The organism is Ruegeria sp. CDSC025, assembly GCF_059610805.1.
Genome location: NZ_JBXWOJ010000009.1, coordinates 1 through 16,479 on the forward strand (window position 1 = coordinate 1; position 16,479 = coordinate 16,479).

General features: G+C 56.4%; 15 protein-coding genes. 6 read left to right on the plus strand and 9 right to left on the minus strand.

Annotated features, from left to right (window positions below; all coding sequences use genetic code 11):
* Nucleotides 1–621: 621 nt before the first annotated feature.
* Entirely contained in the window at nt 622–1,590 is a 969-nt protein-coding gene (locus AC2FH8_RS13420; RefSeq protein WP_496689972.1) for an NAD(P)-dependent oxidoreductase, read from the plus strand.
* Between the two features lie 302 nt (nt 1,591–1,892).
* On the opposite strand, the gene AC2FH8_RS13425 is transcribed toward AC2FH8_RS13420, so the two are convergent.
* The 7 genes from AC2FH8_RS13425 to AC2FH8_RS13455 form a co-directional block, all read right to left on the minus strand.
* Nucleotides 1,893–3,629, minus strand: coding sequence for a Mur ligase family protein (locus tag AC2FH8_RS13425; protein ID WP_496689973.1), 1,737 nt, complete (start codon nt 3,627–3,629; stop codon nt 1,893–1,895).
* 14 nt (nt 3,630–3,643) lie between these two features.
* Nucleotides 3,644–6,439 (minus strand): cyanophycin synthetase, encoded by a 2,796-nt coding sequence (gene cphA, locus AC2FH8_RS13430; RefSeq protein ID WP_496689974.1) that lies wholly within the window; start codon nt 6,437–6,439, stop codon nt 3,644–3,646.
* 22 nt (nt 6,440–6,461) lie between these two features.
* Nucleotides 6,462–7,349, minus strand: coding sequence for a cyanophycinase (locus AC2FH8_RS13435; RefSeq protein ID WP_142637921.1), 888 nt, complete (start codon nt 7,347–7,349; stop codon nt 6,462–6,464).
* Nucleotides 7,350–7,404: 55 nt separating this feature from the next.
* A complete protein-coding gene (gene iadA, locus AC2FH8_RS13440) occupies nt 7,405–8,571 on the minus strand; it encodes a beta-aspartyl-peptidase (RefSeq protein WP_496689975.1) in 1,167 nt (388 codons plus the stop codon).
* Nucleotides 8,572–8,857: 286 nt separating this feature from the next.
* Entirely contained in the window at nt 8,858–9,172 is a 315-nt protein-coding gene (locus tag AC2FH8_RS13445; protein ID WP_142637917.1) for a DUF1244 domain-containing protein, read from the minus strand.
* Between the two features lie 88 nt (nt 9,173–9,260).
* Nucleotides 9,261–9,500: a DUF6868 family protein gene (locus AC2FH8_RS13450; RefSeq protein ID WP_496689976.1), complete on the minus strand. Its 240-nt coding sequence runs from the start codon at nt 9,498–9,500 to the stop codon at nt 9,261–9,263.
* Between the two features lie 77 nt (nt 9,501–9,577).
* Complete coding sequence (locus AC2FH8_RS13455; RefSeq protein ID WP_496689977.1) at nt 9,578–10,315, minus strand: N-formylglutamate amidohydrolase; 738 nt, start codon at nt 10,313–10,315, stop codon at nt 9,578–9,580.
* Between the two features lie 133 nt (nt 10,316–10,448).
* Between AC2FH8_RS13455 and pyk the strand changes: the two genes are divergently transcribed.
* Nucleotides 10,449–11,894 carry a pyruvate kinase gene (gene pyk / locus AC2FH8_RS13460; RefSeq protein ID WP_142637911.1) on the plus strand — a complete coding sequence of 482 codons (1,446 nt, stop codon included), beginning with the start codon at nt 10,449–10,451 and terminating at the stop codon, nt 11,892–11,894.
* Here the strand turns inward: pyk and AC2FH8_RS13465 are convergent, their stop codons facing one another.
* A complete protein-coding gene (locus tag AC2FH8_RS13465) occupies nt 11,895–12,368 on the minus strand; it encodes an Lrp/AsnC family transcriptional regulator (RefSeq protein ID WP_271950091.1) in 474 nt (157 codons plus the stop codon).
* Between the two features lie 188 nt (nt 12,369–12,556).
* On the opposite strand from AC2FH8_RS13465, the gene AC2FH8_RS13470 reads away from it, so the two are divergent.
* The 4 genes from AC2FH8_RS13470 (at nt 12,557) to rplT (ending at nt 15,316) form a co-directional block, all read left to right on the plus strand.
* On the plus strand, nt 12,557–12,994 hold the full coding sequence (locus AC2FH8_RS13470) for a universal stress protein (protein ID WP_142637907.1): 438 nt from the start codon (nt 12,557–12,559) through the stop codon (nt 12,992–12,994).
* Nucleotides 12,995–13,007: 13 nt separating this feature from the next.
* Nucleotides 13,008–14,555 carry an alanine/glycine:cation symporter family protein gene (locus tag AC2FH8_RS13475; RefSeq protein WP_271950089.1) on the plus strand — a complete coding sequence of 516 codons (1,548 nt, stop codon included), beginning with the start codon at nt 13,008–13,010 and terminating at the stop codon, nt 14,553–14,555.
* Between the two features lie 180 nt (nt 14,556–14,735).
* Nucleotides 14,736–14,936, plus strand: coding sequence for a 50S ribosomal protein L35 (gene rpmI / locus AC2FH8_RS13480; protein ID WP_010443552.1), 201 nt, complete (start codon nt 14,736–14,738; stop codon nt 14,934–14,936).
* A 14-nt stretch (nt 14,937–14,950) separates the two neighbouring features.
* Nucleotides 14,951–15,316, plus strand: a complete 366-nt coding sequence (gene rplT, locus AC2FH8_RS13485; RefSeq protein ID WP_142637903.1) for a 50S ribosomal protein L20 — start codon at nt 14,951–14,953, stop codon at nt 15,314–15,316.
* Between the two features lie 131 nt (nt 15,317–15,447).
* Here rplT and AC2FH8_RS13490 read toward each other — a convergent pair whose 3' ends face one another.
* Nucleotides 15,448–16,194 (minus strand): class I SAM-dependent methyltransferase, encoded by a 747-nt coding sequence (locus AC2FH8_RS13490; protein ID WP_281995540.1) that lies wholly within the window; start codon nt 16,192–16,194, stop codon nt 15,448–15,450.
* Nucleotides 16,195–16,479 lie beyond the last annotated feature (285 nt).

A 16,479-nucleotide genomic window follows, 5' to 3' on the forward strand; every position in this document is an offset into this window, starting at 1 on the left:
CTTACCATGGCTCTTTGGAAAGTAAGGCTGAAGCCGCGCCATCTGCTCGTCAGTCAACCAGAATAGATTGCTCATGTTATACCCCTGAAACTCACGGGTATGAATCACGCAGGCGGGATGACGGCAACCAAATTAATAGGTCCAGAACCTAAGCCGTGGCTAACTGTCCACGCAGCCAAGCTTTGAACAGGTCGACATCGATATGCGAAACGTTCAAATGCCGGGCCGCAGCCTCGAAGCTGCATAACCAACTATGGGTATTGGGTTTGATCTAATCTAGCGACAAATAGTTTTTGTGGTAGATAGCCTGTTTTATCATTTTCACTTGCAGCTCAGGTCGCGATACAAGTTTTTGAATTGTCTCAAATCCGAACAGGAAATCTGGACTTGATCAAACCAGACGTCTCATCGACGAAAGTCAGGATTGCCGCATTCGTGGCCAATCCGGCGCTTGGCTTCGACTTTGTGGCAAACGCGGCCGGTCCTGGCGTTATTGCAGGTTCCAACGTCGTTCATCAGACAAAGGGGTCGGTGGCACCTTGTTCTCGGGAATCGCTTATCGACCGCTCACCTAGCGGATCTGTTTGTTTGGATTTTTCGTACACTCGGAAGGAATAGAAGATGAAAGTAGGGTTCATTGGACTTGGTAATGTCGGCGGAAAGCTTTCAGGCAGCCTTTTGCGGAACGGAATCGACCTGACGGTTCTTGATCTAAACCGCGACTTGATGGAAGCGGCGGCGGCCAAGGGTGCCAAGTTGGCGGAAAATGCCGCAACACTGATGCGTGATTGCGATGTCGTCATCACCTGCCTACCCTCGCCTGCCGCCTCGGACGCTGTCATGCAGGAGATGCTGCCAGAGGTGAAAGAAGGCAAGATCTGGCTGGAGATGTCTACCACTGATCAAGCTGAAGCCGAACGCCTTGGCGGTATCGTCATCGCCGCCGGTGGTGCCGCAGTCGATTGCCCGGTATCTGGCGGTTGCCACCGCGCCGACACTGGTAATATCTCGATCTTTGCGGGCTGTGACCGCTCAACGTTCGAGCGAGTTCTGCCGTTGCTGAAGACCATGGGACGACGTATCCTGCATACCGGTGAGCTTGGCAGCGCCTCGATGCTCAAGGTACTTACAAATTATCTGGCCACCGTCCATCTGGTCGCCAATGCCGAAGCGTTGGTGACGGCGAAGGCTGCAGGTATGGACCTGAACACAGCCTACGAGGCGATCAAAATTTCGTCCGGTAACAGCTTTTCCCATGTTACCGAAAGCCAGGTAATCCTGAACGGTTCGCGCGATATCTCATTCACCATGGATCTGGTGAAAAAAGATGTGGGCCTGTTCCAGAGTATTGCCGAACGAAACAATGTGCCGCTGGAAGTCTCACCCTTGATTTGCCAGATTTTTGACGACGGCATTGCACGCTATGGCGATCGCGAGCTATCGCCCAACATTATCCGCCGGTTAGAGGACGCCACCGGTCTTTCCATCCTTGCCCCCGGCTTCCCTGCGGAAATGGCGGATGACGAACCAGAAGAGCCTGGATACGAGGTGATCCCGCAGGGTTCGTCGCGCGTCTCTGCCGGCAGCTAGAGCCCGTTTCGGCAGCCACGAGCAAGTTGAGGGCAGGTATCATACCTGCCCCGACGGCCAATGCTCAGAGGCTCAATGCCCTTTGAACGGCGTCGCACCAGCTTACTCGGCCTCGAATTGCGGGACGGTATGATGCAATGCGCAAAACAAAAAATCCGAGGATGAGGCGGATATACGATAGGGACGAAGGTCCGACAGGGCCGTATTGACACTGGGTGAGGGCGTCGGATGTGGACTGCCGACCGCCCAAAAACTCATTTCCTAACACGCCCTCTCTGTGATCCCGACACGCGCCTCTGTTCTTACCCGTCGAGCATAGCGAGAACAGCGTCACGATCGGACAGAACCAGCAACAAAGCGATATCATCCGGTTGTAGCTTTTCAAGTATCATTGATGCGGCTTGTGTGGGCGAAGCGGCTCTGAGTATTTGTTCTGCACCATACCCATGTTCCAACGCAGTCCTTTCGATCAGATCAGAAATTTCCCCCGAATCGCGGCCTCTTAGATATCCTTCCAGCTCGGTTGCGACGACCACGTCGGGTTGGAAATTCAGCGCTGTCGCGGTTACGTCCCGGATATCCTGATCCGATCTGTCCCCCGCATGGCTGAGCATGATGAAACGCCGTTTTGCTGGCAAGCTCGACAGCGCATCGCAAACGGCGGAAATCGAATGCGGGTTATGTGCAAAATCCACAAAGACCCGTGCCCCGTTGTATCGGAACTCGTTGCAACGGCCTGGATTATCCTTGGCGTCTGGTTTGAACCCGGCCAATCCATCCCGAGCCGCCTGAACGGGCAAGTCCAGCGCCAAAGCCAGGCACAAGGCCGCTAGCGCGTTCAGGATATTGTATTTCGCAGCGCCGCCCATGGTCAGGGGAACATCGGAAACTGCAATCACCACCTGTTCCGCCGCACCGTCGAAAAACACGATATCACCCTGCCGCACATAGGCGCAGCACCTGTCTGCATCGCGCGCCTGGCGGATCAGGTCGTTCTGCGCGTCCAGCGAAAACCACCAGATATTCGCCGAGGTACTCTCCGCCTCGGCACGGACAAAGTCATCATCGGCATTCAGGACCAGCACGCCCCCTTCGGCCAATGTTCGATGTACGGCAAATTTGGCCTGGGCCAGTTCCGGCACCGTGTTGACCCCGTATTGGCCCAGATGGTCGTTGGCCACATTGGTGACAGCCGCCGCCGTGGCAGCGCGGGTCGGCAGACCCCGGCGCAGGATGCCCCCACGGGCGACTTCAAGGCAGGCAACCTCCAGCCTTTTATCGCGCAGCAACATCCGCCCGCCGCCGGGGCCCGAGTAATCGCCACGGTCCAGTATATCATCGCCCACGCGGACAAACTCGGTCGAGGTTAGCCCGGCGACCTTGCCCGAAGCGCGCGCGATAGCCTCAAGCAGCCGGGTCGTAGTGGTCTTGCCGTTGGTTCCAGTGATGAACGCGACCGGGATATCATGCAGCGCAGACCAGTCCACCTCACCCGGGGTGGGCAGCCCATCAACAGGCCAAGTCTGACTGCCTGTGCCATGCCCGATCGACACCTCGTCATCATCGCAAAGGATATCCACGCCATGCGCCTCAGCCGCTGCGATCAAGGCGATCAGCGCAGGATTGGCTTCCATTTCCATGACGCCTTTGACATCCGCAACCATCTGATCGAAATCTCCGGGCTCGGATGCCAGCAGTTCTGCAGCACAGAAATGCCAGGCGGTTTGCGCTGCGAATATCCCGGAATAGAGCTGATCCATCGGTGTCGAGATCGCCAGATTGACGCCGCCCGTAAAGGTACGGTGGATCAGACCCTGTCCCTGCCAGCCCAATGCGTCCAGAACCCGGCGCGCATGCTTCTCCCACAAGTCGGTGATCTGCGTCGCGTCGATATCAGTGAAGAAAACATCCATCACCGCGCCCGGTCGGTTCCATAGCAGGCCCGGCCCGGTCAGACGCCGGGCGTCATCCACCTGAATATGGTCAACGGTCGCGCTTTCTATTGTCAGCGCGGTCTCAAGCTCTTCGATCCGGTCCATTCCGGTGCCTCCGCTCAATCCGCGTCTTCGCTGATTTCACGGGCCAGACGCACGCCACGCTCATCCCGGATCAGGTTCTGGTCGCCTTCGAACATATCTTCGAACGAGGTTTCGGCGGGGGCTGCCACAGGTGCGACCTCGGGTTCTTCGCCATCAGAATTGAAATAGATGATCTGTTTCCAGCAGCGCGTTGTGTCATCACCAAAGATCACCAACAGATCGCCCTGTCCGGCCTGCACCAACGCGGCACTGACCGCTTCAACCTCGTCGGGGATGACCGTGATGGCTGCGGCATCCACGCCGTTGTCGATCAGGGTTTGACGCATCATCTGCGGCACCTCGTCATGCCCGCGTCCGCGACGGCGGTCATCTGCCTTGCAGATGAAATGATCAAAATGTCCGGCCAGGGCGGCGGCCCCATCGACAATATCTTCGTCGCGCCGGTCGCCAGGCATCGCTACCACGCACAGCCTGCGGCCCTTGATCTCTAACTGATCGGCCAGCGCCGCCATCGCTTTCAGCGCGGCGGGGTTATGGCCATAATCGAGGATCACCTTGAAGGGATGTTCGTCATAGACATTCATCCGTCCAGGTGCCTGAAAATAGCTGGTGTCGAAGGTGCGCAGCCCATGACGGATATTATCTAGGTCCACGCCGAAACTATAGGCCATCGCGGCGGCGAACATCGCATTCTGGACGTTGAAAATTGCCTTGCCTTCCAACGTCGCGGGGATCAGATGCGACCACAGAACCGGGATATGAAGCCCGTTGTCATAGATGGTCAGCATGTCACCATTCATGCCTTTTTCAAGCACGATAGCCTTGCCGCCGGCCTTGATATGTTCCTTGACCAGACTGTGCGCTGGATTGGTCGTGACATAGAAAATCTGATCCGCTTGAGCGTAGTCGGCCATTTTCAGACAGTTGATGTCATCGGCATTCAGCACTGCAGTATCCACAGCGCTTTCAACCACCACGCGCTTGACAACGGCCAGCTCCTCGACCGTGTTTATGCCGCCGAGACCCAGATGATCGGCCGAGACATTCAGACACGCCGCCACGTTCGACCGCTGATAGCCCAGACCGGACCGCACAAGCCCGCCGCGTGCGGTTTCCATCACCGCAAAATCGACCGCCGGATCACGCAGGACGATCTGTGCGGATTTCGGTCCCGTCATGTCGCCCTTGACGCTTAGTTTACCGTCCACATAGACGCCATCGGTCGAGGTCATGCCAACGGTCTTGCTGCTGGTTTTCATAATATGCCCCAGCATCCGCGAGGTCGTCGTCTTGCCGTTGGTGCCTGTGATCGCCGCAATCGGGATGCGGGTTTCTTCGGTGGCTGGGAACAACATGTCGATCACCCTGCCCGCCACGTCGCGGGGCTGACCTTCGGACGGCGCCACGTGCATCCGAAAGCCCGGGGCGGCGTTCACCTCGACGATAGCTCCGCCAATATCCTTGTAGGATTTGGTGATGTCGTCGATCAGAAAATCCACACCTCCCACATCCAATCCAACCGCCATTATGGCGCGTTCGGCCATGTCACGATTGTCAGGATGCACCACATCCGTCAGATCAATCGCTGTCCCCCCCGTCGAAAGATTTGCCGTTGAACGGAGATAGAATATCTCGCCTTCCGGCAGCACGGTTTCTTCGGTCACGCGCGCATTCTCCATCAAGCGTTTGGCCTGATTGTCGATTTCCAGCATTGTCAGCACTTTCTCGTGCCCGATGCCACGGCGTGGATCCTGGTTCACGATGTCAACCAGTTCGGCAATCGTGTGTGTGCCGTCTCCAACGACATGTCCGGGGACACGCTTGGCCACCGCAACCAGTTTGTTGTTCACAACCAACATTCGGTGGTCAAAACCGGTGATGAAGCTTTCCACCAGAATGGCCCTGCTGCGAGAATGTTCCTTGGCTTCGGCAAAACCGGCCTCGACCTCGGACTCCGAATTCAGATTGATCGAAACACCGCGTCCATGATTGGCGTCAAGCGGCTTGACGACGACAGGAAACCCGATACGCCCAGCTGCTTTTGCCGCCTCGCGTGCCGAATAGACCATGCGCTGCTGTGGTACCGGCAGGCCCAGATCGTTCAGCAGATTGTGGGTATCTTCCTTGTCGCAGGAAATCTCGACCGAGATATGTTTGGTCTCAGAAGTGATGGTAGCCTGGATGCGTTTCTGATACTTCCCGTGTCCGAACTGCACCAGCGAGCCAGAGTTCAGCCTGATCCACGGAATGTCCCGCTCTTGTGCCGCCTTGACCAACGAGCCGGTCGAGGGGCCAAATTCTTTGCGCTGCGCCCGCAGCACAAAGCTGCGTAACTCATCATCCCAGTTGAAATCCGGATCAAAATCGTAATCCACCTGGTCCTTGAGGGAGTGTGGCAACAGATGCATTAGCAGACGCATCGCCAGCTTGCCCGCATCCAGTCCGACATCGCGCTGGCGGTATTCATAGACCATGTTGTACTGGCCGGGTTCGCCAGTGCCGCGCGTTCGGCCAAAAGTCACATCCGTACCGGCTACGTTTTGAACCTCGATAGCGCAATGTTCCAGCACATGACCCAGCCATGTGCCCTCATCTTCGCGCAGGCGGCGGATGAACCCGCCGGGTTCGCGATAGGAACAGCCATGTTCTGCCAAACCGGGAAGTGCCGCGACCAGAGCGTCGATAAATTCCGAACCAATTTTTGCCGAAGGCCATTCTTCCAGAATACCCAGATCGATAACGTGGCGAATAACCGGAAAACTTGCCCAAACATTCGGGCCGACAAAGACGTTGGTCGAAATTATTTTCATGAGGCACCCTGTTGGTTAGTTTTTATTTTCCCCCGCCGGCGCCCTCGTCCCCGGACAGGTCCGGCAATGTACAGAACGCCATATGCTCATCCGGCGGAAACGCCTGGCGAGCCGTCAGATCATAACGGCACCCTTCGCCCAGAACGTCAAGCCGAAGTCCCAGAAGGCTCAACGCCTCTCCGCGGCGGGCATCCCACATCGATGAATGCGTCAGATGGCTGGCATCCACCACAGTGACCGTTCCGCTGCCCACTACCTCAAGGACGTTATCGGGCCCAATGAAGGCCGCCGTGTCTTCGTCAACGCCCAACCCGATCAGGAAAGGGTTGAAAGATGAGGCGGTTAACAGGCGCCCCAGGCGGTTACGCTGCGTGAAATGCTGGTCAATGATGACTGCATTGGTCAAACCCATGCCCGGGGCCAGAGTGATATTGCCTTCGGCTGGGGCGGAATTGCTGCTGCCGCCTGCAACCATATGCTCGGACATGACCGACGCCCCGGCTGAGGTTCCCGCAATCGGTATCCCCGCCGCATTCCGGCGCCGGATTTTCTGAGCAACAAGCGTGCCACCCAGAATCGCCGACAAGCGCAGCTGGTTCCCGCCGGTCATGAATATCCCGGTGGCGCGGTCCAACATCTCGGCATAGTCGGGATTGTCGCAATCGGCGCGACGCGAGATGGGCAGGAACTCAACCTGACCCGCTCCAAGCTCAGAGAAAATGCGGTTATAATCCGGCCCTGTTTCTTCCAGCATCGAGGCTGTCGGGATCACGACAATATCGGCATCGCCGCCGCCGGACAGCTCCACGAATTTGCGGTGAATCTGCATTTCCTTGACGCGGTCTTCGCCACCGCCGATCGGGATGATGAACCCGCGCGGGGTCTCTGCATCAATGGGTGCAGGGCACATATCTTAACTACCTTCCGGAGCTATAGCGGGCAGCCACCGGGGACCGCGCGGACGTTCAAATCTGTTCATACATGCCGCGCCGGGCTATCTGGCCATCGCGGACATGCCATTCCCCCCGGGCCATCACATGCCGCACAGCGGTGTTTTCGTCAAGAACCACCAGATCGGCGTCCATACCTACGTTCAAACGGCCTTTTCGGTGCAGCTTGAGCAGATCGGCGACATTTGACGTTAGCGGGGCCAGCGCATCAGACAGGGGCATTCCTTTATCGGTCAGGTCGCGCAGTGTTTCAGGCAGAGTGTCGGACAACCCCACACCAAACCGTGTCAGATTGCCCTCACGGTCAAAGGCCGGCAGGCAGCCACCCCCGTCAGAGCTGATGGTGAACCGGTCCGCGCGGCCACCTTGATCGCGGAATTGGATATAGGCCTCGGCGGCTGAAATGCCCGGCTCGATGTGTTCGCAGGGGAATGCGGTCGCGTCGATGTAACATCCGTGCCGCGCCAACGCGACAGCCTGTTCAAAGAGGGGTTTGTTGCGATTGACATGGGTCGGGTTGAAGACGCGTGCGGGGATTTCGCAGGTCTCGATTGCCTGTTCCAACATCGAAAGGCCCCTGTCGCCGTCGCCCATATGGCAATGCACGATCCCTGCCTTGCCGGTCATCAGGCCCGCGACATGCGCCTCACTTGCGATCCGCAGAAACTCGTCCATTGTCGGTTGGCTTGACCGGTGATCACTGATCGCCAGTTCGCCGACGCCGATAACCGGATCAAGGAATACTATATCACCCCGGGCGGAACCGGTCAGGGTGGTCAGAGGGACGTGATAGCCACCAGTGTGACACCAAGCCGAAAGCCCCTCCTCCCGCAGCCCATAGGCCTGCTGCACCAACGTCTGCGTGTTGCGGGTCAGATCGTCCGTACCCAATACCCCGACAACCGAGGTGACCCCGGCACGGGTGAACGAGGACAGGACCATCGGCGGCACCCGGCTGGCTGGCCCGGTTTCACCGCCACCACCCGTGATATGCGCATGTCCGTCGATCAAACCCGGAACAACCGATGCACCTTCGACGTCAACGACTTCAGCCTGAAGCGGATCCGGCAGTTCGGGTTGAGTGCTACCGAGGTAAATAATGCGTTCACCCGCGGTGAGAATATGGCCTAAACCAACAGGCTCAGGCGTATAGAGCCGCGCATTCTTGATCAGTTTCAACACGTTTCATACCCGTCAGTAAGAGCAAAGACATCCTTTCTTGCACTGAAAGTCAGCAGAAGAACCATCCCTTAATTCGGAGAAAGCGTAAATGTCGGGCGCAGGCCTTAAAGGCAAAATCTTAGGAGCGCTGAGGTAAAGTCGGGCATTTGCGCAATTCGCCGCGCCCGTCGCTTTCGGATCGGAACAACTGTAAGAAGCGAATGTAGCGGACGCCGTGAAACCTTTGTTGACAGCCGCCTCACTGAGAAAAGGCCCGCCGGAATGGTGGGCCTTTCTATTTTCACGTTCAGCTCTTTTTGCCGACATTTTCTTCGAATGAGACTTCAAAAGCCGCCTGCTTTTCAGGACTGGCTTCGGTCTGATACTTGGCTTTCCATTCGCTCATGGTCATCCCGTAAAAGATCTGGCGGGCTTCGTCCTTGTCCATCTCAATGCCCTGTTCATTGGCCGCTTCCTGATACCAGCGCGACAGGCAGTTGCGGCAAAATCCGGCCAGGTTCATCATGTCGATGTTCTGAACATCGGTCCTGTCTTCCATCAGGTGCTGCTGCAACCTGCGGAATGCGGCGGCCTGAAGTTCGGTTTCAGTTTTCTGGTCCATGTTCTCGCTCCGGATGCTTGCCCAATATGTTCAAGATGACCTAACAACCAAAGCGGGCCGTTTCAATCATCAGCAACACCTCAGTGCGCTAGGCCAGTTTCAACGCCAGCCAGGGCACGATGAAAAAGATAAGCACCAGAATTTTGTAATTGGCCAGATACCTGAAATACGCACGTTTCACATCCGCGCGGTCCATTTGGAACATCCGACTATGGATGCCAGCCGCCCAATCCTGCATCAGCACGACCATCAGGGTCGAAAATAGTAACACAGCAAGGTTGATCACCGCCATCCAGCCGAAAACAGATGTCAAAAGCTCTTGCGTCATGATCGCCTCCTTTCGCCTGATATATGGGGTTTCGGGCGTGGTCGCTCAATGGTGCGCAGGCTCTCAGCCACCAAAAGTCACAATTCGCTTTGCGAAAGGGCGTCTTCCAGGACAATTCCCAGACGTTCGGCCCATGCGCGCTGCCCCGCGTGGTCGGCGATCAGGTCATTGCGCAGTTCGATTAACGCATTAGGGCGGCCAAAGGCAGTGCAATGCTTGTCGATCGCATCGCCCGGCAGAACGCCAGTATAGGGTTCATTGACGCCAACACATAGGTCCTTTTCAGCCTGCAACAGGTGGATCAGTGGGCGCGAAAAACGCTCATCCGGAGTGTGCAGCACACCGACATGCCAGGGACGCGGTTCGCGTCCACGCAACTGCCGGGTGAAGGAATGCATCGACACGATCACCGCATGGGGCAGTGCGGCCAGCTCAGCCAATGCCCTATGGTAAGGGCGGTAACACATGTTCAGACGCCGCTCGCGCTCATCCGCATCGGCGTTACGGTTGCCGGGAATGATTGACCCATCATACAGTTTCATCACAAGAGTCGGGTCGTCCTCGCCTCGGTTCGGATCGATCACAAGGCGCGAGAAATTCGCCGCGATCACAGGCGCGTTCAGAATTTCACCCAGATGTTTCGATACTTCATAGGCGCCCACGTCATAGGCAATGTGGCGCTCCATATCCTCACGCGGCAAGCCAAGATCCCCACCATTGATTCCCGGTGGAACAGTATTGGTCGCGTGGTCACATGTGATCAGCCAGCGGGAAGGGCGATCCGCGCCATGGATAAAAAACGGAGAATACGTCATAAGCCTGTCATGTTGTTTCCGGCAGGTTTAGGACAGTTGCTTCGGAAAGGGAATTGCGCAATAAGCGGGCAGAGTCGATGTTTGCGGTAACATTCGCGCAAATTCAGGACATGATTTGAGGAGAACAAGTTCAATGCGACGCCTGAGAAATGTGAAAATCGTGGCGACGCTGGGGCCGGCGTCCAATGACTATGACACCATTCGCGCATTGCACGAAGCCGGAGCCGACGTATTTCGCCTGAACATGAGCCATGGCAGCCATGACGAAATCCGCGAGCGGCACCGGATCATCCGTCAGGTCGAAAAGGATCTGGACAGCCCTATCGCCATTCTTGCAGATCTGCAGGGGCCAAAGCTGCGTGTCGGCGTATTTGCCAATGATGCGGAAGAGCTGATCGAGGGTGCCGTGTTTCGGTTGGATCTGGATCCGGCCCCGGGCGACGCAGGCCGCGTATGCCTGCCCCATCCCGAGATTTTTGCTGCGCTGGAACCCGGTGCGCGCCTCTTGGTCAATGATGGCAAAATTCGCCTGATCGTACAGGATTGCGGCCAGGATCATGCGAATTGTACCGTCGAGGTCGGCGGGACAATTTCGAACCGAAAGGGCGTGAACGTGCCGGATGTCGTGCTGCCCTTGGCCGCGTTGTCCGCCAAGGATCGTGGTGATCTGGAATTCGTCTGCCAGCTGGGTGTGGATTGGTTGGCGCTGAGTTTCGTTCAGCGGGCCAAGGATGTTTTTGAGGCTCGGGCACTGGCCGATGGGCGCGCCTCGATCCTGTCCAAGATTGAAAAGCCTGCTGCGGTTGAAGCGTTTGACGACATCCTCGATGCCTCTGACGGCATTATGGTTGCGCGCGGAGATCTGGGCGTGGAGCTGCCGGTTTCCGCGGTGCCCCCGATCCAGAAACGTCTGGTCCGCCGGTGCCGTAGCGCCGCCAAGCCGGTGATTGTGGCCACACAGATGCTGGAAAGCATGATCGAAAGCCCGATGCCCACGCGCGCCGAGGTTTCAGATGTGGCAACCGCAATCTACGAAGGCACGGATGCCATCATGCTGAGTGCGGAATCTGCCGCTGGCTCATATCCGATCGAGGCCGTGCAGACCATGAACAAGGTCGCCATCGAGGTCGAAGCCGACCCCACTTATGATCAGATTATCGCAGCATCGCGCACGGCAAAGGGAACAACCGTGGCCGATGGTATCGTCGCCGCCGCTCGCGAAATTGCCGAGAAAACGGATATCAAGGCCATCTGTTGTTTCACTCAAAGCGGCACAACTGCGCTGTTGACCGCGCGCGAACGCCCCGGAGTTCCGATCATTGCAATGACCCCAGCAAAGGGAACAGCTCGTCGGTTATGCCTGAGCTGGGGCTGCCATTGCGTAATGACGCCCGAGCTTGAGCGTTTCAAAGGGGCGGTCGTGAGCGCCGCCCGTGCTGCTCGTTCTGGTGGATTTGCAACTGACACGGATCAGATCGTTGTCACCGCTGGTGTTCCGTTCAACGTGCCCGGCACGACCAATATCCTGCGGATCGCGCCTTGCGACGAAAGGCTGATCTATAACACGGATCCTGGCTGATCAGGCGGGTATGACATTCTGCCCGACCGGTTCCTTGACGATTTCCATCACGGTAAAGGAACTGGTCTGGTGAATGCCCGGAAGCTTATTGATCTTTTCCCCCAGGGTCTGGCGGAAATGGGCGATGTCGCGTGTGCGAACGGTTAACAGATAATCAAACGACCCCGCCACCATCAGGCAGCTTTCGATTTCGGTGACATCGCGCACGGCATCGTTGAATTTATCCAATGAGTTCTCAGACGTTGCAGCCAGGGAAACCTGCACAACCGTCATATGCCCGAGACCCAACCGCTCCTTGTCCAGAACGGCGCTGTATCCGGTGATATAGCCGGTTCTTTCCAGTCGTTTTACACGCTCTGAGCACGGGGTGTTGGTCAGGTTTACCCGCATGGCAAGCTCGACGATTGGCAGGCGGCCATTGGCTTCCAATTCCTGCAGGATGCGTTGATCGATCTTGTCCAATTCTCTGTCCATTAGGTAAATTCCCTGTAATTTTGGCGCATAATGGGATAATTTACTGAGAATAGACCAAAAATAATACCATTTCCTAGTGATTTTTCCTGATACTGACTTGAGGGCAGTCTACAATAAATGCTCCAAGTTCCGGCTGCCCTGCCGGGGGCACGGGCCCCGGTCAAATGAACAATAAATGGAGGAACGAGATGACAACAAAAATTGTCATAGGACTGGACGGGACAGAATCCGGAGAACGTGCCATCGCCTTCGCCAAAGATTTGGCTGAAAGAATTGGTTCATGCGAGCTTCTGGTTGCATATGTCATTGAATGGTCGCCCTACACTTTTCAGACACCTGAAGAAAACGCAAAGCGGCACATGCGGCGTGAGGAGGAGATTGAACTAGCAACGACACGGGTGGTGGCACCCGCCGTCGACGCCCTGAAGGCCGCGGGTTTCGCCGCGACCGGAGTGGTGCGCCACGGAGATGTGGCTGAAACGCTGAATGCCATCACGGTAGACAGCAAGGCCGTACAGATTGTCGTTGGACGCTCGTCCGCGGATGGCCTCAAAAAGCGTATCTTCGGCAGCTCAACGCAAAACCTTGTAATGCATGCCGATGTACCGGTCACGGTCGTGAATTGAGGGAGGCACAGGAATGAAAACACTATCTCAACTGGGATTGGCAGCCGCCACCCTGATGGCCAGCCCCGTCGCCGCGCAAGAGGCGCCCGGGTTGGACGAAAAGATCAATCAGGCTTTTGCTGATATCACTGGGCCATTCGTTAGCTTCATATTCGCACCAATTCCCGGGACAGGATTTCCCTGGATCGTGATGTGGTTGGTTATCGCGGCGTCGGTCTTTACTCTGTACTTTGCTTTTGTGCAGATGCGCTTTTTCGGCCACGCGATAAGTCTGGTCAAAGGCGACTATTCCGATCCCAACGATGCTGGTGAGGTTAGCCACTTTCAGGCATTGGCCACTGCCCTGTCGGGCACGGTCGGGCTTGGCAATATCGCAGGCGTTGCCGTTGCTGTTGGCATTGGTGGCCCCGGGGCGACCTTCTGGATGATCCTGGCTGGTCTTCTGGGCATGGCGTCAAAATTCACCGAATGTACACTTGGCGTAAAGTATCGCAACGAATACGAAGACGGCAGCGTCTCGGGCGGCCCGATGTACTATATGTCCAAGGGTTTTGACGAGCTTGGCCTGCCCGGAGGTAAGATCCTGGCGGTTGTGTTCTCGATCTTCTGTATTCTTGGAGCGCTGGGCGGGGGCAACATGTTTCAGGCCAATCAGGCGCATCAGCAGATTGCAGGCATCGTCGGGAATTACCCGGGTTGGATCACCGGTGTGGTCTTTGCGGTTGTCGTGTTCATGGTGATCGTCGGTGGACTTAAATCCATCGCGCGAGTGACTGAAAAAGTTGTGCCCTTTATGGGCGTGATGTATGTCGCGGCGGCTCTGGTCATCATCGTCATGAATGCGGATATGATCGGTTGGGCCTTTGGTCAGATCTTTGCCGGTGCGTTTACCGGTCTTGGTGTGGCCGGCGGAATGGTCGGTGCTCTAATCCAGGGCTTCAAACGGGCCGCGTTCTCGAACGAGGCCGGCGTTGGGTCTGCTGCGATTGCCCACTCGGCGGTGCGCACAAAGGAGCCGATCACAGAAGGCTTTGTTTCGCTGCTTGAGCCGTTCATCGATACGGTCGTGATCTGTACCATGACCGCGCTGGTGATCATCATCACACAGCAGCTGATCATCGACCCCGAGACCGGCAACTATATGTTGAACGAAGCAGGAAGCGCTATTGCGACCGTTGACGGCAACTCGGGCGTCAGCCTGACCTCTGCCGCCTTTGGCAGCGCGTTCAGCTGGTTCCCCTATGTTCTGGCGATTGCGGTGATCCTGTTTGCTTTCTCGACTATGATCAGCTGGTCCTACTATGGCCTGAAGGCCTGGACCTATCTGTTCGGTGAGGGGCACACCAAAGAGCTGGTGTTCAAGATCATCTTCTGCGTCTTCGTGGTGATCGGTGCTGCGGCCAACCTCGGCCCGGTTATCGACTTCTCGGATGCGGCGATCTTTGCGATGGCGGTTGTGAACGTCTTTGCGCTCTACTTCCTGATGAAGATCGTTCGTCAGGAACTGGCATCGTATAGTGAAAGACTGAAAAGCGGTGAGATCCGCAAATACGGTCACTAAATAGACCACCGGGGCGGCCTGCGTCGCCCCGGTGCCTGACTGGGCTGCTAAAATTGCAGATTCAGCCAAAACCCCCTTGCCAGTATGGTCGAACTTGCGTAAACGGCGCTTCTGATCGCGTGACCGGCCGAGATGGCATGCCGAGTCGCGTTTCGAACCGAACCCCGAAAGGAGACGGAAATGCCTAAGATGAAGACAAAGTCGAGCGCCAAAAAGCGCTTTAAGGTGACTGCGACCGGTAAGGTCCTTGCTGGCCAGGCCGGCAAACGTCACGGCATGATCAAGCGGACCAAGAAATTCATCCGCGATGCTCGTGGCAACACCACCCTGTCCGCCCCCGACGCCAAAATCGTCAAGGGCTATATGCCCTACGATCGATAAGAGGAGATTAAGACATGTCCCGCGTTAAAGGTGGAACCGTAACTCACGCCCGTCACAAGAAGGTTATCAAGGCCGCCAAAGGTTACTATGGCCGCCGCAAAAGCACCTTCAAGGTTGCCCGTCAGGCCGTAGACAAGGCCAACCAATATGCAACCCGCGACCGTAAGAACCGCAAGCGTAACTTCCGCGCGCTGTGGATCCAGCGTATCAACGCTGCTGTACGTTCGCATGACGAAGCCCTGACATATTCCCGCTTCATCAACGGCCTGAACCTGGCCGGTATTGAAGTGGACCGTAAAGTTCTGGCCGATCTGGCCGTGCACGAACCGGAAGCGTTCGGCGCGATCGTCGCCCAGGCTCAGGCTGCTCTGACCGCCTGATCCTCTGTAAAGAGACAGTGAATAAAGGGCCGTTCCGTTTGGGGCGGCCTTTTTTGTTACTGGTAGGGTCCGCTTTGAACCAAGAAGGCCGGATGCTGTGCAATGTCTGTCTGCCCGATTACTGAGAACGGTCAAACGATCTTGGGTTTATTTGCGATTTGGCTCACATAGGACATAAAGCCAAAAAACATCTTGGCAGATACTCTGCGTTTCGCTTCTGATTTCAAAGCCTCTGCAGTTTCGGAAAATAACAGACCCTCTTCCACCATGCGGTCCGCTCCGCGTTCAATTACGGTGAGAAAATAGGTCGCTTCCCCTTCTGCCACATATCCATGACCTTTCCGGGCCCCAAGTTGAAATCCGGCATCGACCAGGATGCCTGAAATCTGACGCATTATCCAAAGATTAGTGACATTTTGATTGATCATGAATTTGATGAGTTGATCGAGCGGATCAAAGTCCGCGATCTGCGCAGTTGCGGTACTGTAGTCGCCATCACAAATTGCCAGTACACTTCCGGGCTTCAAAAGGCGGAAGGCCTCTTGGACAACGTCTTCAGGTCCAGGGACGTGGCACAACAACGTGTGCATTAACACAAGGTCAAAGGTCTCGCTTTCAAAACCTGTGTTTTTGGCATCCCCGATATCGAAGCTAAGTCGATCATCATCCCCAAAGCTCTTCTGGGCCCGAGCGACCATGACGGGCGAGGGTTCAATTCCATGGGCCGTTGCGGCTCCTGCAAGCTCCAACAAATCTCGGGTAACGTGTCCTGTTCCTGAACCAAGCTCCAGCGCCCGTGCACCTTTGGGGAGACTCAGGTTTTCCATGTAGGCTTTGCGAATTGCAATCTGCGCAGGCTCTAAACAGCGCACTTCCATTGCTGTTGCGATCCGCTCTTGAAGGGCGGTGTCTTGCGCGCCGAGGTCAGAGTATGGATCGGCCATAAGTTAACTCATTTGAAATGGACCACAGGAGGACATGATAGACCAACATTTTCATCGGCACCAATAGCGGCCATTGAGGCCCATTGGTCGTGTGACGGGGCATCTCCGGCCCTCTGCCCCCTAGCTACACCAGCAACACGTAGGGGCTTCGCCATCATCATTTGTGAAGTTGGCTCCTGAAAACCGCAACTCAGCCCGTAATATGCCGCCTGGTTTCGG